18 protein-coding genes are annotated in these 20,511 nt (G+C 44.7%); 8 read left to right on the top strand and 10 right to left on the bottom strand.

Annotated features, from left to right (window positions below):
- Positions 1–78: 78 nt before the first annotated feature.
- From LX99_RS22060 to LX99_RS22075, 4 genes are all read left to right on the top strand, one after another.
- Positions 79–318 carry a helix-turn-helix domain-containing protein gene (locus LX99_RS22060; protein ID WP_022834004.1) on the top strand — a complete coding sequence of 80 codons (240 nt, stop codon included), beginning with the start codon at positions 79–81 and terminating at the stop codon, positions 316–318.
- Positions 319–371: 53 nt separating this feature from the next.
- Positions 372–1,022: an HD domain-containing protein gene (locus LX99_RS22065; RefSeq protein WP_109609803.1), complete on the top strand. Its 651-nt coding sequence runs from the start codon at positions 372–374 to the stop codon at positions 1,020–1,022.
- Between the two features lie 34 nt (positions 1,023–1,056).
- A complete protein-coding gene (locus LX99_RS22070; RefSeq protein WP_109609804.1) occupies positions 1,057–2,364 on the top strand; it encodes a carbohydrate porin in 1,308 nt (435 codons plus the stop codon).
- Positions 2,365–2,778: 414 nt separating this feature from the next.
- The gene (locus LX99_RS22075) at positions 2,779–3,612 is read left to right on the top strand and encodes a mechanosensitive ion channel family protein (protein ID WP_109609805.1); all 834 of its coding nucleotides are present in this window, start codon (positions 2,779–2,781) and stop codon (positions 3,610–3,612) included.
- A gap of 71 nt (positions 3,613–3,683) precedes the next feature.
- On the opposite strand, the gene LX99_RS22080 is transcribed toward LX99_RS22075, so the two are convergent.
- On the bottom strand, positions 3,684–5,651 hold the full coding sequence (locus tag LX99_RS22080; protein ID WP_109609806.1) for a vWA domain-containing protein: 1,968 nt from the start codon (positions 5,649–5,651) through the stop codon (positions 3,684–3,686).
- Positions 5,652–5,735: 84 nt separating this feature from the next.
- Here LX99_RS22080 and LX99_RS22085 point away from each other — a divergent pair, with 84 nt between their 5' ends.
- Both LX99_RS22085 and LX99_RS22090 read left to right on the top strand, forming a co-directional pair.
- Positions 5,736–6,305, top strand: a complete 570-nt coding sequence (locus tag LX99_RS22085) for an RNA polymerase sigma factor (protein ID WP_109609807.1) — start codon at positions 5,736–5,738, stop codon at positions 6,303–6,305.
- Complete coding sequence (locus LX99_RS22090) at positions 6,298–7,686, top strand: carboxypeptidase-like regulatory domain-containing protein (RefSeq protein ID WP_109609808.1); 1,389 nt, start codon at positions 6,298–6,300, stop codon at positions 7,684–7,686. The genes LX99_RS22085 and LX99_RS22090 overlap by 8 nt, the downstream gene beginning before the upstream one ends.
- 172 nt (positions 7,687–7,858) lie before the next feature.
- Here the strand turns inward: LX99_RS22090 and LX99_RS22095 are convergent, their stop codons facing one another.
- Genes LX99_RS22095 through LX99_RS22130 form a run of 8 tightly spaced genes read right to left on the bottom strand, consistent with a single transcriptional unit; the run spans position 7,859 to position 14,926 of the window.
- Positions 7,859–8,587, bottom strand: a complete 729-nt coding sequence (locus LX99_RS22095; RefSeq protein WP_109609809.1) for a DUF4197 domain-containing protein — start codon at positions 8,585–8,587, stop codon at positions 7,859–7,861.
- Positions 8,588–8,618: 31 nt separating this feature from the next.
- Positions 8,619–9,629: an inorganic phosphate transporter gene (locus LX99_RS22100; protein ID WP_022833995.1), complete on the bottom strand. Its 1,011-nt coding sequence runs from the start codon at positions 9,627–9,629 to the stop codon at positions 8,619–8,621.
- 22 nt (positions 9,630–9,651) lie between these two features.
- Positions 9,652–10,302 (bottom strand): DUF47 domain-containing protein, encoded by a 651-nt coding sequence (locus LX99_RS22105; RefSeq protein WP_022833994.1) that lies wholly within the window; start codon positions 10,300–10,302, stop codon positions 9,652–9,654.
- Positions 10,303–10,349: 47 nt separating this feature from the next.
- Positions 10,350–11,414 carry a sensor histidine kinase gene (locus tag LX99_RS22110; RefSeq protein WP_022833993.1) on the bottom strand — a complete coding sequence of 355 codons (1,065 nt, stop codon included), beginning with the start codon at positions 11,412–11,414 and terminating at the stop codon, positions 10,350–10,352.
- A gap of 9 nt (positions 11,415–11,423) precedes the next feature.
- Entirely contained in the window at positions 11,424–12,122 is a 699-nt protein-coding gene (locus tag LX99_RS22115; protein WP_109609810.1) for a methyltransferase domain-containing protein, read from the bottom strand.
- 19 nt (positions 12,123–12,141) lie between these two features.
- Positions 12,142–13,266, bottom strand: a complete 1,125-nt coding sequence (locus LX99_RS22120) for an NAD(P)/FAD-dependent oxidoreductase (protein ID WP_109609849.1) — start codon at positions 13,264–13,266, stop codon at positions 12,142–12,144.
- 8 nt (positions 13,267–13,274) lie between these two features.
- Positions 13,275–14,381: a type III polyketide synthase gene (locus LX99_RS22125; protein ID WP_109609811.1), complete on the bottom strand. Its 1,107-nt coding sequence runs from the start codon at positions 14,379–14,381 to the stop codon at positions 13,275–13,277.
- A 17-nt stretch (positions 14,382–14,398) separates the two neighbouring features.
- A complete protein-coding gene (locus LX99_RS22130) occupies positions 14,399–14,926 on the bottom strand; it encodes a YceI family protein (RefSeq protein WP_109609812.1) in 528 nt (175 codons plus the stop codon).
- A gap of 132 nt (positions 14,927–15,058) precedes the next feature.
- Between LX99_RS22130 and LX99_RS22135 the strand changes: the two genes are divergently transcribed.
- Positions 15,059–15,943 (top strand): UbiA family prenyltransferase, encoded by an 885-nt coding sequence (locus LX99_RS22135; protein ID WP_109609850.1) that lies wholly within the window; start codon positions 15,059–15,061, stop codon positions 15,941–15,943.
- Between the two features lie 263 nt (positions 15,944–16,206).
- On the opposite strand, the gene LX99_RS22140 is transcribed toward LX99_RS22135, so the two are convergent.
- Positions 16,207–19,629 carry a ThuA domain-containing protein gene (locus tag LX99_RS22140; RefSeq protein ID WP_109609813.1) on the bottom strand — a complete coding sequence of 1,141 codons (3,423 nt, stop codon included), beginning with the start codon at positions 19,627–19,629 and terminating at the stop codon, positions 16,207–16,209.
- A 413-nt stretch (positions 19,630–20,042) separates the two neighbouring features.
- Between LX99_RS22140 and LX99_RS22145 the strand changes: the two genes are divergently transcribed.
- Positions 20,043–20,507, top strand: a complete 465-nt coding sequence (locus LX99_RS22145; RefSeq protein ID WP_109609814.1) for a hypothetical protein — start codon at positions 20,043–20,045, stop codon at positions 20,505–20,507.
- The last annotated feature ends 4 nt before the right edge of the window (positions 20,508–20,511 follow it).

Genomic DNA, 20,511 nt, shown 5'->3' on the forward strand with positions numbered 1-20,511 from the left:
TTCTCAAAAAAAATTGAAAAATAAAAAATCCGGTTACAAATTATTCTCGTTAATTACATCTGATAAATATGTAATTGAATGAAAGACATGCTGAATACCAGGATCAAGGCAATTGCCGCTAACATCAGGCATAGCAGGGAAGGGTTAAATTATACCCAGGAATACCTTGCTGCCAAGCTTAGTATCTCGCAAAACGCCTATAGTAAAATTGAATTGGGCTACACCAAAATCACTGTTGAACGTTTGTTTCAAATAGCAGCCATATTGGAGGTTGATGTGACCGAACTGATAAACCCAGGTAAAGTAGTAGCTGCTTAACGTTTTATACACATTACCATTGTTCCGTCTTTTGCTTGTTATCTTTGCAAAAGATGGAACATAACTCTTTAATATCCGCCACTATTAACTTTGTGCGCGATACCCTCAAAAATGCCGAAGGAGGCCACGACTGGTGGCATATTCACCGTGTGTGGACCAACGCCAAACTCATTAACCAAACAGAAAACACCGATCAGCTTGTAGTGGAGCTTGCCGCTTTGCTGCATGACATTGCCGATAGTAAATTTCATAACGGGGATGAAGAGATTGGTCCGCGTACTGCCGGTAATTACCTGCAAAGCATGAATGTTGATGCGGCTATTGTTGTGCATGTACAGCAAATTATCAGGCATATGAGTTTTAAGGCCAGCTTTGATCAACCTTCCTTCCACTCGCCCGAGCTGGCAGTGGTACAGGATGCCGACCGCCTTGACGCTATAGGTGCAATTGGCATTGCCCGGGCCTTTACTTATGGTGGCTTTAAAGGCCGCGAGCTTTACAATCCCGAAGTTAAGCCGAACCTTAACATGACGAAAGAGGAATATAAAAACACATCGGCCCCCACCATCAATCACTTTTACGAAAAACTTTTGCTGCTTAAGGATAAAATGAACACCGAAACCGGCAAAAAGCTGGCCGCGCAAAGGCATGCGTTTATGGAAACTTATTTAAAACAGTTTTTTGATGAATGCGATTTGAAGTAAAGTTGAAAGCGTACTTTTGCGGCAAATTGCTTTTATGAAAAAAATTTTACTTACTATAAATGCGCTGCTTACAGTGGCCCTGGCCTTTGGGCAGGACACCGTAAAAAAGCAGCGCTTTAACTTCCATTTCCAGCAAACGGTTATTACGCAACATAAACCGTCTTTCCATGCAGATTACACCGGGAATAACAGTTTGCTTACTACCTCAGAAACTCAAAGTTCAATAACTACCACGCTTTTTGGCGGCGCGAGATTATGGAAAGGAGCCGAAGCTTATTTCAACCCCGAACTTTCGGGCGGAGCAGGCCTGAGCAAAACTCTGGGTGCGGCAGGTTTTCCAAACGGCGAAACTTTTCGCGTTGGTAGCGCCGAACCTAAAATTTATATAGCCCGTTTATATTTTACCCAACGTTTTGAGTGGGGCAGGGAAAAAGATACCATCAGCGATGATGCCAACCAACTGGCAGGGCTTAAAAGCAAACGCTACTTTTCGGTTACAGCGGGCAAATTCGGCATGGCCGATTTTTACGACGGCAACGAGTTTAGCCATGATCCGCGTACGCAGTTTATGAACTGGAGCTTAATGGATAACGGCGCCTGGGACTATCCTGCCAACACCCGCGGCTACGTACTTGGCATCCATACAGAGCTGGGCCAGCCCAACTGGACCCTGCGCTTCGCCTTCACCATGTCTACAACTACAGCTAACGGCGCCATATGGGACCAGAAAATTGGCAAGGCCAATACGCAAACCATCGAGTACGAAAAACGCTACACCCTTAACGGGAAAAAAGGAACGGTACGCATCCTCGGTTTCCGCAACAATGGCAAAATGGGTAATTACCGGCAAGCCATAGCGCTTAGCCCCACTGCGCCCGTTGTTGATACCACCCAGGCCTGGGGAAGGTATAAATATGGCTTTGGCATTAGCGCCGATCAGTACCTAACCAAAGATTTTGGCGTATTTGCCAAAGCAAGCTATAATGATGGCAAAACTGAAACCTGGTATTTTACCGAGATCGACCGCTCGCTTAGCTTTGGCGGCGTGTTGAAGGGTACTTCATGGAAACGTGCTGATGACGAGCTGGGCCTGGCCTTTGTGGCCAACGGCATATCATCAGCCCACCGCGATTATTTAGCGGCAGGCGGTTATGGCTTCATTATCGGCGATGGTAAACTTAATTACGGCACCGAGTTTATTGCCGAGCTTGATTATAAAATTGACGCCTATCAAAAAAAATTCTGGCTTACCCCGGGTTACCAATTTTTGTTAAACCCCGCTTACAATAAAGACCGCGGACCGGTAAATGTGCTTTCGTTAAGGGCGCATATTGAGTTTTAAAATGACTTAATCAGCATCGGAACATTCAATTTTTTATCTGAGTGTTCCGATGTTTTATATATTTTTCGCTCTTGCTTACGCAGTTTTGAGATAATTCTCCTTCTTTTTTATACCCCGTTATTTCCGCGCTTCCACTCATTGCCAAAAACAATTAATTTGAATTTTTTATATTTTCAAAACATAAAAAATCTCTTTACCTGTAATTAAAACAGTGGCCTTGATTCAAAATTATGTTTCTTAATCCGAAAAGATTAACATACTGTTATTCTTTTATTTACGCGAAAATTTCACTCCTTTTTTGAGTATTTTAACAAGGCCGGATTTGCAGCCTTGTGTAAAAAGACCGGCTTTATAATTAATCATAATTTAATTTATCATCACCACTTTAAAAGAAAACCCCAAGCTATTTTAATTATGGAAAAAGTATCAGTTTACACCGCCGCATTTTTTTCATGGATAAGCACTTTCGGGCTTAATTTATTAAGCGCACTGCTTGTTTTTGTGATCGGTATTTATATTATTAACTGGCTTGGCCGTGTATTTAACACATCAATGGCTAAAGGAAAAATTGATGTATCGCTGCAATCATTTCTCAGCAGCTTAATGATGGCCGGTTTACGCGTGTTGTTGCTCATAACCGTTGCGGGTATGCTGGGCATTCAAACCACATCATTTGTTGCCATTATAGGAGCATTGGGTTTAGCCGTAGGCTTGGCCCTGCAAGGCTCATTGGCCAACTTTGCAGGCGGCGTACTGATCCTGGTTTTCAAACCTTTTAAAGTGGGCGATATCATCGAATCGCAGGGACAAAGCGGCGCGGTAATCGAAATCCAGATTTTTAATACCATATTGCTTACGCCGGATAATAAAACTGTGATACTTGCAAACGGTGCCGTATCAAACAATACCGTAGTAAATTATAGCAGGCATGGCAGTATCCGGGTGGATATTTCGTTGGAGATCGAGCCTCAAAACAACATGGATATTATCCGCCAGATAGCTATCGACGCTTGCCTGTCGCACCCGCTTGTTTTGGCCAACCCAGCCCCGTTGGTTAACCTGTCTAAAATAAACGAAGGCAAAATAGCCATAGGCATTTGCCCCTATACCAAAGCCCAGGATTACTGGACTGTGTTTTTCGGAGCCCAGGAATTAATAAAGAAAGCGTTTGATGAGCATAAAGTTGGCATGCCTGAGCCTCATTTTTATATTACCCAAAGACCTGTCCATACCACGGCGTTAAGTTAAACACTCCCCGGACTTATGCGTAAAGCTATGATGCTGTTCCATCAATAAGCAACAGCATCATAGCTTTATGATCATTTACTTTCTTCAGCCCCGGTTTTAGCCAATAACCTCGCGCTTTCGGCCAGTTTAATAAACTCGGCGCGATATCCCTCATTATCATCGCCCTTGGCGGCGCGCGCCATACGGATAGCCTGCCCGTAGCTTGCATTTTGCTTAAACTGCGAATCACGCAGCAGCATACCTATTTCGGCCACCGAAGCTGCAAATCGAAAATCGGCTGATGTAGCGTTCAAGGGCACGGGATTATCTTTTACCACAACCTGGCTCAGTTTGCTTTTCATCGATGCCGGCTCTTTGTACCTGAACTTAATGGTCATCATTTCATCAGCCGCCGAAGAATAATTAGCCTTAGCCGCTTTTTGATACTTAAGCGGATCAACACTTTGCGAATAATCGTCTTTAACACCGACAGGTACTATTTCATAAAAAGCGGTAACCGTATGGCCGGAGCCCATATCGCCGGCATCTTTTTTATCGTTATTAAAATCTTCTTTAGCTAAAACACGGTTTTCATATCCCAGTAAGCGGTAAGCCTGCACTTTGGCCGGGTTAAATTCAATTTGCAATTTAACATCCTTAGCAACCGTAAATAAGGTTCCGCCAAACTCGCTCACCAGGGTTTTACGGGCTTCGGTAATGTTATCTATATAGGCGTAGTTACCATTGCCTTTATCAGCCAGCACTTCCATTTTACTATCTTTATAATTACCCATGCCAAAACCAAACACCGAAAGGGATACCCCGCTTTCGCGTTCACGCTCTATAAGCTTTTCCATATCATCATCGCCCGAAGCGCCAACATTAAAATCACCATCTGTAGCCAGGATCACCCGGTTGTTTCCTTGTTTCATAAAGTTCTTCTCGGCGATCTTATAAGCTAACCTGATACCCTCGCCACCGGCAGTTGAGCCGCCCGCGCTCAGGTTGTCAATAGCATTGTTGATGGTTTCCTTTTGATCGCCGGGGGTTGATGCCAATACCTCGCCGGCCGCGCCCGCGTATACCACAATGGCAACCCTGTCTTTAGCGCGCAGCTGGTTAACCAGCATTTTTAATGATGATTGTACCAACGGTAATTTATTGGGCATATTCATCGATCCGGAAACATCTATTAAAAACACCAGGTTGGAGGCAGGCAGGTTTCCGGCAGGGATAGTTTTGGCTTTTAACCCTATACGGACCAGCCGATGTTTAGTATTCCATGGCGCGGCTGATAGTTCGGTATGAATAGCCACCGGATCATTATTTGACGGGCCGCTGAGATTATAATTAAAATAGTTAATCATCTCCTCAATGCGAACGGCATCGTACGGAGGTAACTGCCCGCCATTGATAAACCGGCGTACATTACTGTACGAAGCGGCATCCACGTCAACCGAAAAAGTAGAAAGCGGCTCGCTTTCCGGATTTTTAAAACCGTTTTCGGTAATGCTTTTATAGCTTTCATCCTGCGGATCGGCAGGTGCGGGTGCAACTAAACCATATCCGGCAGCATCTGCATTTGACGTGATCTGCCGCTTGCTATTGGATGTTGCCACAACACCAGCCACCCTGCCCGATAACCGGTTGTTTATTGCCGGAGGTTCGCTTAATCTTACATCGCTAACTGAACTTACACTTCCTGTAACATTAACCTTTTTTTGCATGCCATATCCCACTACTACCACTTCATTTAATGACGCTAACGATCTAACCAAATAAACATTCAGCTTATCGCTTTTATCCGGTTTGATGGTTTGCGAAACATAACCTATAAAACTAAAAGTGAGTGTGCCTTTACCTTCAGGCAAATTGATACTATATCTGCCTTTGGCATCTGTTTGGGTACCTGTGGCGGTGCCTTCAAGCCTTACCGTTACACCGGATACCGGCAGGCTGTCTTTACTGTCATAAACCACTCCGCTAATGCGGCGTACATTAACCGTCTTAAATCCCGTTAAAGCGGCAAACAATAAAATAATTGCAAATATTCTCTTCATGGCTCCTTTTATTTTTACCTTAAAGATGCCCGGGATACTTGATTTCCATAAACCATTAAAAAAAATTAATTTTGTACTGTTTTAATGAACCTATTTATAAAACCCAAAAAACCAGGGACATCAACAGACGAGGAACTAATTAGTGATTATCGGACAAGCGGTAACCTAACGGTTTTGGGCAGCTTATACCAACGGTATATGCAGCTTATTTATGGCGTTTGCCTTAAATATCTTAAGAACGAAGAGCTGGCCAAAGATGCCGTAATGGGCATTTTTGAAGAATTGGTTGATAAAGTGCAGAAGCATGATATTAAACAGTTCAGGAATTGGGTTTATGTACTTGGGCGCAATTATTGTTTGATGCAATTGCGAAGCGATAAAAAAATGAACCTCGTTAATTTAGATGAGGTTGTGGAATTTACCCCGCTTTTGCATCATGATGATAGTAGTAAAGAAGAAACATTAAAAGCGCTTGAACGCTGTATTGATAAGTTAGCGGGCGCTCAAAAACAAAGTATCGATCTTTTTTATTTAAAAGAGAAGTGCTATAAGGAAATTGCCGAAATAAGCGGGTATACCTTAAATGAGGTAAAAAGCTATATCCAAAACGGCAAGCGTAATTTAAAAATTTGCCTCGAACGTAACCGTGCATAGTAACAGGGTCAACATATCGCTAATACAAAAGTATCTTGCCGGCGAGCTTGATGCCCGTGCTATGCACCAACTTGAAATGCAGGCGCTGGATGATCCCTTTTTAATGGATGCCATTGAAGGCTACGGAAGTGTAAAAGCCGATCAGCAACTTAACCTCGACGATCTGTCACAACGTTTGCAGAAACGCACCCGGGAAGAAAGAGGCTTTGTTATACCCTGGAAGGTTTGGCCTATTGCCGCTTCAGTTTTAATGGTGCTCACTATTGGCGGGCTTTATGTTAGAAGATCTGCAAATAACCAACTTAAACCGGAGAAAAACATTGCAGCCAATAACGCTTTACCCCCTGCGCCAGTTGCCGGCGATACTATAAAAAAAGCGGATACCACAAAAGCCACACTGCTTGCCAGGCGGGCTCCGAAGTTTGTTGTTCCCGTACACAAAGCAAAGTCGACTAAACCATTATCAAATTCTATTTATCAGCAGGAAATTTCGGCGGGCGATAAGGTGGCTAATAATGTTGCTCCTGCTGCTAATAGCGGTTTTGGCTCAGCGCCACCACCTGCATCAGATACCAAAGCTAATTATCAGTACGATACAAAACCGGATGTGAGCCTTGATGAAAGGGTTGCTTTCGGTTATATGTCTTCTGCCAAAAAAGATTCGGCAGCTCAAAACCTGTTGGGCCTAAGGGCAAAAACCACCAAAACATCGTCCGCGCCTGCATTGCTTAAATTACAGGGGAAGGTTGATGGGGTAATTTCAACACCAGCGCCGGGTTATAGCGGTAAAAACGCTGCCGAATCGCGGTATATAGCGGGTACCATTATTTCGAGAAACGATGGTTCGCCTTTAATAGGCGCTGCCATCAGGATCAAAGGCACTAACCGCAGTACCGTAACCGATGTTAACGGGAAATTTTCACTCTCATCCCCGGTTGATAACGCTACGCTTGACGTGGCCTATATCGGTTACCAGCGCAGGCAGGTAAACGCCACCCGCGGCGATAGCGTTAAAATTGCTTTGGCCGAAGATGGAAATGCCCTGAGTGAAGTGGTGGTAGTGGGCCATAAGCAGGATGATGACGACGGCGACGCGCCCGCGGCCATAGCAGCGCATCCGCAACTGGGTTGGGGCGGCCTGAAAAAATACTTACAGGCCAATGCTGTAATGCCGGATGGAACAACAGGCACGGTCACCGTTATGTTCACAGTTTTCCCAAGCGGGATAATTGATGAATTTGGTATTAAAAAAGGACTGAATGAGGCGGTTAATCAAAAAGCCATCGAACTGATTAGAAACGGACCCGCATGGACAGGTAACAGTAATCATAAACCCGAACAGGTTACCGTGAAAGTGAAGTTTCGGAAACAGCAGCAGTAACCATTCTGAGTTATTGGCATTAACTACCCTAAAGAGCGAAAACACCCCTTAAAACACTTTTCTGCTTTGTAGCCTTCGCGTGCTTAAAGCTATACGCCAGGCCTAACTTATCCATAATAAAAAAGGGAATAAGTTACCTCATCCCCTTTAATTAATCAGAAAAAATCTTTTATTACCCCTTTTTCCTATCAGCAAAACCAAACACCTTTTGTAATAAAGGTGTGGTGCGGGCACCGAGATTCTGGCGAATGTTTAACTCCTCTTTGGCGATTTCAACAAATAAACCGTCGATAGCTTTTTGGGTAACGTAATCGCTGATATCCGGGTTAATTTTTGATACGAATGGCACTTTGTTATAAGCCATAGCAGCATCGGTATAGTATTTAGTGGCGTTCACCTTGTTTAAACTACCCTGAATAACCGGTTTAAACTGCAAGCTGAGCTTAGCGGTTGTGGTGCGTTTAAAATATTGCGTAGCTGCATCCTGGCTGCCCAGCAAAATATTGGTAACATCCTGCAGGGTCATTTGCTTAATGGCATCAATAAAAATAGGCTTAGCCTGTTTGGCGGCATCCTCGGCGGCACGGTTAAGCGACAGGATCACATTATCACAAAGGCTGTTCAGGCCAAGGCTGCGTAAGGTTTTTTCTGCCTTTTGGGCTTCGGGCGGGAAAAGGATTTTGATGGCGGCATTGCCAAAAAAGCCGTCAACCGCCGAAAGCTGATCAGAACTTTTACCGGTACCTATTTCAAGCGCCTGTTTTAAACCGTTACCAATTTCGAGCGATGTTGGCGTTCCCTGGTTTTGCACCGCGGCATTAGCTACCTGGTTAAGGGTATCACAACTGCTAAAGGTTATGAATGCGATAAGAACAGGTATAACGAGTAATTTTGTTTTCATGATAGTTGTAACAAAAACACCCCGGTTATGTTTAAGCCAGGAAATGTAATAAAGCGAATACGCAGCCGGCTATCAAGGCGGAGATAGGGATGGTGATGATCCACGCCCAAACCAGGTTAATGGTTACGCCCCAACGCACTGCCGATACCCTTTTGGTTAAACCCACACCTATAATTGAACCGGTAATGGTGTGCGTGGTTGAAACCGGGATCCCGAAACGTTCGGTAATAAATAGCGTGATGGCGCCGGCAGTTTCGGCACTTACACCCTCAAGTGGCGTTACCTTGGTAATTTTCGATCCCATGGTTTTCACAATCTTCCAGCCACCCGACATTGTTCCGGCCGCGATAGCTGAGTAACAGGCCAACGGGATCCATTCCGGCATCATATCACCGGCTTTTATAATTTTTGAAGCGATAAGGCTTACATACAAAATACCCATTACTTTTTGGGCGTCATTACCGCCATGCGCAAAACTCAAAGCTGCAGATGATACCAATTGCGCACGTTTAAACCAACGTTCGGCAACGGCCGGCCTGGCGTTTTTGCACAGGTGTAATATTAAAATAGTAACAATATAAGCGATGATTAACCCGATAAACGGTGCCAGTACAATGTAAGCTATAATTTTAAGCACATACTGCATCTCTACAGCCTTTACAACATTAACCCCGAGGTACAGCGCGTTGGTCATGCCGGCACCGGCAAAACCGCCTATCAGCGTATGTGATGAACTTGAGGGGATACCGAACCACCAGGTAATGAGGTTCCAGGTGATGGCAGCAACCAAACCGGCTAAAATTACATGTAGGGTAACATATTGCTCAATAACAATTTTTGATACGGTATTGGCCACCTTATGGTCTTTGATAAAAAAGTAGGCGGCAAAGTTAAAAACAGCGGCCATTAACACGGCCTGGAAAGGTGTTAACACCTTGGTAGATACTATGGTGGCTATAGAGTTTGCCGCATCATGAAAACCATTGGTATAATCAAACAGCAGGGCAAGTATAACAATAATTACAAGTAGGGAAGTAACCATTTAGCTGGAGATAAGGTAAAACTTAAGCGTTTTTAACTAAAATTGATTCCATAACATTGGCGGCATCTTCGCACATATCGGTAGCGGTTTCTAAAGCGGCCAGGATCTCTTTATATTTTATCAGGCGGATAGCATCCTTTTCGTACAGGAATAAATCGGCTACAGCGCGGTCAAATACATAATCGGCCTGGTTTTCAACGCTGTTTATCCTGATGCATGAATCGGCAATGTTGCGTACGTTACGCAAATCCTTTAACTCTCTTACAGCTTTTTCAAGGTCGATGCTGGCCTGCAGGATCAGGTCAGACAATTTGCGGATGTGCTCATTCAAATCATCAATGCGGTACAGGCTCATGCGGTTGGCAGCGCCCTGTATGTAATCAGCAACATCGTCAATAGCGGTAGCCAGCGCGTGAATGTCTTCACGATCAAACGGGGTGATAAAGTTTTTTCCCAGTTCCAGGTAAATCTGGTGGGTATACTCATCGCCTTTGTTTTCAAGCTTATCTATGTTTTTGTAAAGTTCCTCGCGGGTAACCTCATCGTTGGAGTTTACAGCTTCAACCAATACAGTTGCCATCGCTACAACGTTAGCTGTTGCCTGTTCAAACAATGGAAAGAAGATCTTCTTATCTTTCGGTACAAAATATTGGAATATGCTATTTAACGACATAGTGATTTGAAATTGTGTAAAGGTACGGTTAGTATATTAAATTAATGTTAACTTTTTAACACAGGTAAATTCGGGAACGGAATGGTTTGCTTGGCCCGCTGTAAAGTGAAGCCAAAGGTTGAACCTAACCCTTCGGTACTGCGCACGTTAATGGTTTGCTGGTGCGCCTCAATAATGTGCTTAACAATAGCCAGGCCCAGGCCCGAACCACCAATTTGCCTCGAACGGCTGCTATCTGTGCGGAAGAACCGCTCAAATAAACGGGGTAAATATTTTTCTTCAATGCCAATGCCGTCGTCGGTCACTTCAACCAGCACCTGGTCATGCAGCTGGAACAGGCTCACCGAGGTTTCGCCTTCTTCCTTGCCATATTTAAATGAGTTATCGATGAGGTTAACCAATACCTGGCGAATCTTTTCCCTGTCGGCATTAACCACAATCGGCTCGTCGTACTTTTGTTTAAATACCAGCTTAATATGGTATTGCTTGCCCTTAATCTCTAATGATTCAAATACCTCTTTGATCAGATCATTGATCTTGAACTTGGTGTAATTGATCGGCATCTCGCCCGATTCCAGTTTGGAGATCTCATCCAGATCTTTGATCAGGTAACTTAGCCTGTCAACATTTTTGGAGGCTTTTTCCAGGAACTGCCTGGCCATTTCCTTATCTTCAAAGTCGTCGTCCTGCAGGGCTTCTATATAGCCCTGAATAGCGAAAAGCGGGGTTTTAAACTCGTGCGAGATATTAGATAAAAAATCGCGGCGAAATTTTTCCTGCTTGCGCAGCTCGTCAATTTCGGTTTTCTTTTGTTTAGCCCATTCTTTTACTTCCTGTTCAACATCAGCAATGGGATTGGCCGATACGTGTTCGCCCAGGGCATCGCGCAGGTCGCGCCCCAGTTTCAGGTTATGAATGAGTTTGTAAATAAGCTTAATACGCGAGTAAATGTACTTTTCGATGAGGTAATAAAATACAAAATAGCTTACACCAAGGGCAACGGTGAAGGTTACCATCACATCGTACCACTTATGCTGAAAATAAAAATTAACCGCCGAGAGCGTAATAGCTACGCCAAGGGAGGTTGTTAAAACCAGTACACGCAAATTCATAGCGTAAAGCTACGATTTATAGATGATTAACTCCCACCTGAACGGCCAGCGCCATGTTAATTTAAAGTTATTAATTTGTGCTTTTTGTAATAAAGCTAACAACTCGTGCCTTTTAAAGCCCCGCCTTACCGAAAGCGGGCCGTCATTACGCGCCATTTTGTTACGGGTAAAAACATGGGTAATCAGCATAACGGCATAGTACAAAACGGGGTGCCGGTGCAAATCAGTAATAATAATTCCTTTCCGTGCCGATGTCTGCATGTTTTTAACGAGTGTTACCCATTGTTCATCGTTAAAATGATGGGTAAAAAGGCTGCATACAATCACATCTGTTTTGTTGATCTGGTGGATATCTTCAATCACATCGGCCTGTATATAGCTGATATTGCTAAAACTCCCGGATTGCTCGCGGGCAAACCTCAGCGCCGCGGGTGCGGCATCTATCCCCTTTAGCTTGAGGCGATACTTTTGATGGGCGCCCCATTTCGCTATCGCGATGAGCACATCTCCGCCCCCGCACCCCCAATCAGTTATAGAATAGTTATCCCGCACGGGAAAATTCCGCAGCGTTTGGATAATGCTTTTATGGCCGCCAAACCAGGCGTTCATTTTTCCTAAACCTTCCAAAACAGGATCGATCTGGGCAGGTGGAAGATCAAAATCGTCCATAATCTCAAGGGCAAATGTGCGGTAATCTAAATCGGGCATATAATACAATACGCCTGATTTATCCAAATGGTTTGCCGTGAGTTTTACTTATCAGGTATTGCGCTACCGATGGAAAGCGATTAAGCGTATTTAAAGACAGGGCGGTCATGGTATCATTACCAAATAAATGCTGCAATTGCCGGCCCACCCAAAGCCGCGGGGCAAATTGTTTGTTCCAGGCCCGCGCGTAACCCTGTTCAAGCGCCAGGCGCTTATCGGCATTAAAACTGCCCGGCTTGTAATGCGTAATGATTTTTTCGGAAAGTATTTTGGCCGAATGGATGGCCATGGTCATGCCGTTGCCGCAAAGCGGGGCAATCATCCCGGCGGTATCACCGCTCATGAGTATATGGTTATCCACAGGCGACTTTTTTTCAAAAGATATTTCGTTGATCACTTCGGGTTTATCCAGCACAAATTCGGCATTCCTGAAAATATCATCAAGGTATGGGTTTTTACGGATCACGTTTTCTTCCAATGCCTGTAAAGTACCGCATTTACGCAAATCATCGCGATGGGCCATGTAGCACATACAATACCTGTCGCCATCGGTTTTGCTTACACCGCAGTAGCCATCTTTATAATTATTAAGCTGGATGAGATCGGTTGGAAAATCCATCCTTAAATGAAATTTCACCGCCAGGTAGGGGCTCCGCTTATAAAAAAACGGTCGTTTTAATTTTTGATCGAGATTGGACCGTTTACCGAACGAACCGATAACCAGCGGCGCGGTAAGCGTAGTACCCGGAAAGGTAACCTCAAACCGGTTATCCGTAAAACTGATATCCTCAACCCTGGTATTCACTAACACATTAACACCTTCGGCAAGGGCTTTTTGGTAAAGAAAATGATCAAACGTGTAACGGCTCAATCCAAAACCACCCAGATCCAACTTTTGGGAGAGTTTGGTACCGGATACGGCAGTTACTTCCAGCCTGTTAATGCGGGATACATTCAGTTCACCGAGGTTAATACCCAAAGAAGATAAAAAAGGGATCACCTCGTTCGAGACGTATTCGCCGCAAACGCGGTGCATGGGGTAACTTTTGCGCTCAATTAAGGTAACCTTTAACCCGGCACGATTGAGCAGGATGGCATTGAACAACCCTGCCAATCCGCCGCCAACTATAATTACATCCGCCATACGCAAGCTTAATGCATGTCAAGGATCATTCCCTCAACCGTTAAACCCGGTCCAAAGGCAAAGCTCAGGATCTTTTGATCAATTAGATTACCGGCCTTCAGCATCTTATCCAGCACAAATAAAATAGTGGCCGACGACATATTGCCATACTCGCGCAAAACCTCGTAAGCAAAGCTGTTACTTTCTTCGGGCAGTTCAAGCGCTTCTTCAACAGCCTCTAAAATGGCCCGCCCTCCGGGGTGAACCGCATAGGCCGAAATATCGCTCATCGATGTTTTGGCTTTTTGCAAAAACCTACCGGTAAGCGCGGTGATATGTTTTTTTATTTGTTTGGAAACCTTGGAGGTCAGCTTCATTTCAAAGCCCGTGTTACCCACGTACCAGCCCATCTCGTTACGGGCTTCGGTAACAAATTCGGAATAGAAATTTTTAAGGGCAAGGTATGGTCCGCGGCCGCTCCTGTTAACCGTATTTTCTACAATGACTGCAGCTGCCCCGTCAGAAAACAAGGAATTAGCCACCCAGTTATCCAGGGTATTGTCTTTCTGAAAATGGAGGGTGCAAAGTTCAACGCTTACTACCAATACTTTGGCGTTTGCGTCGGCCCGGCAAATATAATCGGCAACCTTCAGGCCGTTAATGGCACCGTAACAGCCCATAAAATTAATACAGGTGCGTTCGGTATCGGCATTAAGCCCGAGGTGATCAACCAGTTCAATATCAACACCCGGCGCATGCATGCCGGTACAGCTTACAGTTACCAGGTGTGTTATCTGTGCCGTAATATCGGCGTTAAAGCCAGCCATGCAGTTTTTTGCCGCGTTTACAGCTACCGTTATCGCCTCGTTTTGATAAAGCTTAAGCCGCTTTTGGGTGTCAGGAAAGGTTTCAAAATCGCCCTGTTTAAAGAAACTATATTTTGAGGGGTCGCTGAACGCGAAATCAGGAATTACCGAGTAACGGTACTCGATGCCTGAATGATCGTAAATACTTTTTAAGCGGGCCGCGTTAGTTTCATCCAACCCAAAGGCATTAACCATAAAATGGTAAATATCCTGTTGGGCAATACGGTTTTGGGGATTGGCTGTCCCGATGGCACTAATGCAACTTTCCATTAATTTATATAACCTGTTTATTTGCTGATTTCCACCTCTACCGAAACATTGGCTTCATTGGATAATATAAGGTTTTTACCCCCAATACCAAAATCGCTTCGCAATATCATAAAGCTCCCGTTAAACCGGGCTTTACCATCCGACTCGGCGTAAGTAAAAGGGACCTCGATCAACTTTGTTTTATCCTTTATAGTTACGTTAAAATTACCCAAATAGTTGCTACCGCTTTTATGTTTAAATGAAACTGACTTTAATGTGATTTTAGGGTATTTGACCACGTCGAAATAATCTTCACTTTTAAGGTGCTTGTCGCGGCTTTCATTATCTGTGTTAACCGTATTGGATAAAACGGATGCCTCGATACTGCTGCCGGTCAAATCATTGGGGTTAAATTTAATTTCGGCCTGTAAGCCGCTATAAGTACCGCCAACATTGAAACCGAGGTTTTTTATCTTAAACCCGATAACTGATTTGGTTACAGTTTGCGCAAACGCGGTTGTTGTTAAAATGATCAGCGCTACGGCTGCTAAGGTTTTCTTAATCATGACTTATTAACGTATTTTCAAACATAATAATTTATACTGAAGCAAATTTGAAGTTTAACGTTGTATGTTTACACGTACATTGGCAACCCTGCGCTGTTTTTCGGTGTATTAATTAACGGCTTAAAGCAACTCATGAAATTTAAACAATTAATCCCTACCAGATCGACATTAGCGCATTTAAGGTTTATTTTTTCGATCTTCTTATTGCCGGTTTACCTTTTTGCTTTTAGCCAGGTTGATGCCGTAAAGCCTGCAACCGCGTGGCTGGTATTCTTTATATGGCATTTATTGGCTTTCCCGGCCAGCAATGGGTATAACAGCTATTTTGATAAAGACGAAGACAGTATAGCGCTGCTGGCCAAACCACCCGAAGTAGACATCAGCTCCTATTACTTTTCCATACTATTAGAGGTGCTTGGCTTTTTACTCGGCTTCCTGGTGAGCTGGCAGTTTGCCTTCGCGGTGCTCATCTACGGCATTATGTCGAAACTTTACAGCCATCCGGCTACCCGGTTAAAAAAATACCCGGTTATCAGTTTCCTTACGGTATTCATTTTCCAGGGATGTTTTATTTACTACACCACATACGCCGCGCTAAGCGGGATGGATTTGTTTAGCCATTGGGATATCGGCTTTATTATACCGGGTGCAATCAGTTCGTGCCTGATCGGCGCCTCCTACCCCTTAACCCAGGTTTATCAGCATGAAGAAGACAGTAGACGGGGCGATAAAACGCTGAGTATTATTTTAGGTTATAAAGGTTCGTTTATATTTTCGGGGGCGTTGTTTGCCTGCGGGATAGCTTTGTCCTATTATTACTGGCATTTGGCGGGCATGCTGCTTAACTTTTATTTCTTTTTGGTATGCGCCGCACCGATATTCATTTTCTTTAATTACTGGTTTTATAAAGTGGGTCAATCAACAGCCAATGCCAATTTTAAAAATGCCATGCGCATGAATTTTATCAGCTCGGGATGTATGTTGATTTACTTTGGGGTACTTGCGGTATTTAGTTGAGAATTATTCATTTCATAAACAAATCATCATTTCGACAGATAGCAGAGGGCTTACCGTGTTAGAGCAGGAGAAATTTTATATGCCCTGCTCTTTCCCATACGCTGCTGTTTTGCCAGGCGTATAAGATTTCTCTTTCACCCCTGCGGCTCCTTCCCATCCTACTTATCAAAATGCCTTTTTTAAAGATATAGTAGCTCCTAATAGTAACAAAAAGGGTTGATCTTGCTAATAGACCAACCCTTTTTTATTATAAGCGGGTTCCCTTACTTCGCGCTAAAAATAACCGAAGTAACCCCGGCCGTCATGGCCGCTTTGGTTGCCGGTTTATACACAAAGAACAGCTTATGCATTTTGCCATCGGTTACCGGGTTAAGCGTTATATGTACAGCGCCGCCTTTGGCATCTTTTGCCGGTACCGGCATACTGCCTTTGCCTGCTACCGGGCCGGTTTCCGAATCAAGCCTCAGTTCAAAATTGACAGGTGCGGTTGGTGCTGCCTGCCAGAAATTGGTGAGGTTGATAGAACGCACACCGGTTAAATCGATATTATCCAACTCAAACCAGCCATCGCCTGCAGGGTAAATTATCAGGTTGATGCCATTGTATTTAAAGGCTGTAAAGCCGCTAAACTTCTCCGAGCCTTTAAACAGGTATGTGCTGCTGTTTAACGACAGGATAGCATTGCCGGTCATCTTTTTGATGTCGTTACCGCCATCATCAGTATATTTTGCCGAGATCACCAATGCTGCCGACTGCTGTTTTTCGGGCGGAGCAGGTAAAATTGTACCCGATGCAGGCAATGATGGTTTCTGATCGCTCTTATCTAATGACAGCACCCAGTTAATGATCTGGTCGAGATCGCCTTTTTTAATGGTTGGGTGGGCCGACATGGCTGTTTCTCCCCAAACACCGGCACCGCCCTTAATTACCTTCTGGCTTAGCTTAGCCGCGGCGTTAGGATCTTTCTTGTACCGCGCTGCAACCTGTACAAATGACGGACCGATGGATTTGCCGTCTTCCTTATGGCAGCTTTTGCAATCCATAGTTAACATGATGGTTTTGCCGCGGTTTTCGGGCTCGCCCTGTTCAAGCTGAGCTGCCGATTGCGCTTTATCAAAACCATCGATATAATCCACCCCTACATAAATACGTTTCGGATCAACCGCTTTGGTATCAGGCCCGTCTGTTACGGTAACCGCGTATTTAACCGGCAAGCCGGGCAGGTAGAATGATTTATTGCCACCTGATACACTGATGTTAACGGTAGGCTGCTCGTTACCTGCATAAACCGCTATCGGGGCGCTTTTACTGGCCGCGCCTTTATCATCTTTGGTTTCAACGGTAATTTTATAATCGCCTACGGTAGTGTAGGTATAGCTAAGCGTTGGGGTTGTGGTTTGTTTGGTTACGCCGTTACCCAAATTCCAGGTATAGGAGATATTATCTTTTTCAGGATCGCGGGCCGCAACCGAAAGTTTAACGGTAAACGGTAATACGCCTGATTTTTTATCGACCTTGAATGACGAGATCTCCGGCGGACGGTTTCCTGCGATATAATCAATCCTGAACAGGCCCGCGTCAGGGTTGCGGCTAAACCAGCCGCTGCCATACTCCAGGCCGTAAAGCCTGCCATCCGGACCAACCTCCATATCAATCATCGAGTTTACTTTCAGCTTGGGGAAGAAAGGTTCCATCTTATCAAAATCGCCGTTAGGCTGCAGCGTAACCGCTTTGATCCAGCCGCGCATCCAATCGTAAGCTAAAAACTTGCCGTTGTAATAATCGGGCAGGCGGGTATCTTCTGGGAACATGTCGGTATAATAAACCGGACCGGCCATAGCGTTCCTGCCGCCCGTACCTACCTGCGGGAAATCGGCCGATGGCCCGTAAGGGTACCAGATGAACGCCGGGTGTGCCGGAGGCAAATCAACCAAACCGGTGTTATTACGCGAATGGTTTACCGGGTGCTTGGGATCAAAAGCCGGGCCCGATTTGCCTGTTTCATAATTATACTCATGGTAAGGCTTGTTATTACCCACAAAGTACGGCCAGCCGAAGTTACCGGCTTCACGGGCCTGGTTCACCTCATCGTAACCCATCGGGCCGCGCGTGTCAAGGCTATCGTTATGAGCGTCCGGGCCAACTTCGCCCCAGTACAGGTAGCCGTTTTTCTGATCTACCGAAATGCGGTAAGGGTTCCTGTCGCCCATTACATAAATTTCGGGACGCGTTTTGGGTGTGCCTTTCGGGAAGAGGTTTCCTTCCGGAATTTCGTAAGTGCCGTCATCTTTCAGTTTGATACGCAAAATTTTACCGCGAAGATCATTGGTGTTACCGGCAGAGCGGCGGGCATCAAACTGCTGGTGTCCCGGCCTGTCGTCTAAAGGCGCGTAACCACTGCTTACATATTTTTGCCCTTTTTCATCAAACGGGGTGGAGTTATCACCCGCCGAGAAAAACAGCATCTTATCCGGTCCCGGACCAAAGGCTATCGAGCCACCGGTATGGCAGCAGATTTCGCGCTGCGATTTAACCTCCAGTATTACTTTCTCTGTTTTTTTATCTACCGTATCGTTTTTAAAGGTAAACCTTGATAAACGGTTAACCGAACTATCGGCAGGGCTGTAATAAATATAAATCCAGTTGTTATTGGCAAAATCAGGGTCTTTAGCAAGGCCCAGCATGCCTTCTTCGGCATTTACATTGGGCACATGCGCTTTCCAGTACACATCAAAAAAGCCAACCTGCTTTACTTTTTGCGTATCATGTTTGTACAGCATGATCTCGCCGCGGCGCTGGATCACCAGGATATCAAAGTTTGGCAGGATAGTCATTTCGGTAGGCTCAAAAAATTCGCCTGTTGAAAGCTGAGTCTTTTTAAAACGGTCTTCGTCTGGTGGGTTTTGAGTTTTCGCCTTGCCGTAATCCAATTCTTTATTATCGCCTATGGCGTATTTTATACCGGCCAGCAACATTTTAAGGAAACCGGCTTCTTTATAGCTTTCGTCGGTATGGCCCATAGCGGTGTAAAAAGCGCGGCCGCCGTCAAAATCATGAAACCAGGTGGCAGGGTGCAGGCCCATACGCTTGCCCCCTTTGTAACTGTTTTCATCAAGGGTAATCAGTACATGTACGTCTTCGGCCAGTGGCTTGCGGAAACTGTAGAACTCGTCGGTACGTTTCCAAACTTTTGGCAAATCTTTGGTAGCGTCGTTATTGGCATCTACTATATTGTAAGTACCGGCCTGCACATTAGGGTTTTTATCATTAATGCCCGGGTGGTCATAAAACCAGGCGCCCACCAGGCGGCCATACCAGCCCCAATCGTATTCTGTGTCAGCCGCGGCGTGGATGCCCACATAACCGCCGCCCGCCTGGATGTAGCGCTCAAAAGCTGCTTCCTGCCGGTAGTCGAGCACATCGCCGGTAGTGCTTAAAAATATCACGGTTGAGTATTTTTTCAGCGTATCATCGTTAAACATGGCCGAGTTTTTTGTGGTGTCCACATCAAAACCGTTTTCGGCGCCCAGTTTTTTGATGGCTGCGATACCCGCATCGATCGATGCATGGTGAAAGCCCATTGTTTTTGAAAAGATGAGCACCCGCGGTTTATCAGGGCGCGTTTTGTTACAGGATAAATAAATGCAGCTTAAGGCGGCAAACATTACCAGGACGATTTTTTTCATATCGACTTTCGTGTTGGTTTGGGGTTAACTGGTTTATGTATGATTTTTTAGGATTTTGGTTAGCAAATTACTCAATCGATTGCAATAAATTGCTGCCTATCAAATTTATAACTAAATATTTACGAAACAACTATCAATGCGTAAAAATGACACTTTGAATTATGTCCAGGTTTTTCGGCTCATGGGATAAAAGTTGTTTATAGGAGGCCAGCCTGAAAATAACCACGGGCTAAGAATATACTAAGAGCGATGGCAGTTTGAATGAATAAGCAGGTCCACACGCATACATGTTCGTTTGCATGGAAATTTGTAACGCAGCCGGTCGAAAAAGCGAGTGATTATATCGCTGAAAGGCTGTAAAATATTATATACTGCTTAAAATCTTTTCCTTTGCCGTTCGTCATACATTATATATGTACGCCTTTATTTTAGCACTGCACTCCCTCATCCGCTGGTTTGTTTTGGCCGGTTTAGTTTTTGCCTTGTATCGAGCCTATACCGGCTGGTTAGGCAATAAACCTTTTTCAAAGTTTGATAACCGGGTGCGGGTAATTACTGCCACCATTGCCCATGTGCAGCTAACCGTTGGTTTGTGGTTGTATTTTATCAGCCCGGTGGTCAGTTATTTTCTGCATCATTTTAAGGAGGCGGTACATAACCGCCAAATCCGTTTTTTCGGCATGGAGCATATCACCATGATGCTGATCGGTATTACGCTCATCACCATAGCATCGGCCAAGGCCAAACGCAAAACAACCGATCAGGAAAAGTTTAAAACCATGGCCATATGGCTTACCGTCGCTTTGCTGGTAATATTAAGCTCAATACCATGGTCGTTTTCTCCGTTAACCAGCAGGCCATTGTTCAGGGCGTTTTAGCAAA

The organism is Mucilaginibacter oryzae (assembly GCF_003148845.1).
Taxonomy (GTDB): Bacteria; Bacteroidota; Bacteroidia; order Sphingobacteriales; family Sphingobacteriaceae; genus Mucilaginibacter; species Mucilaginibacter oryzae.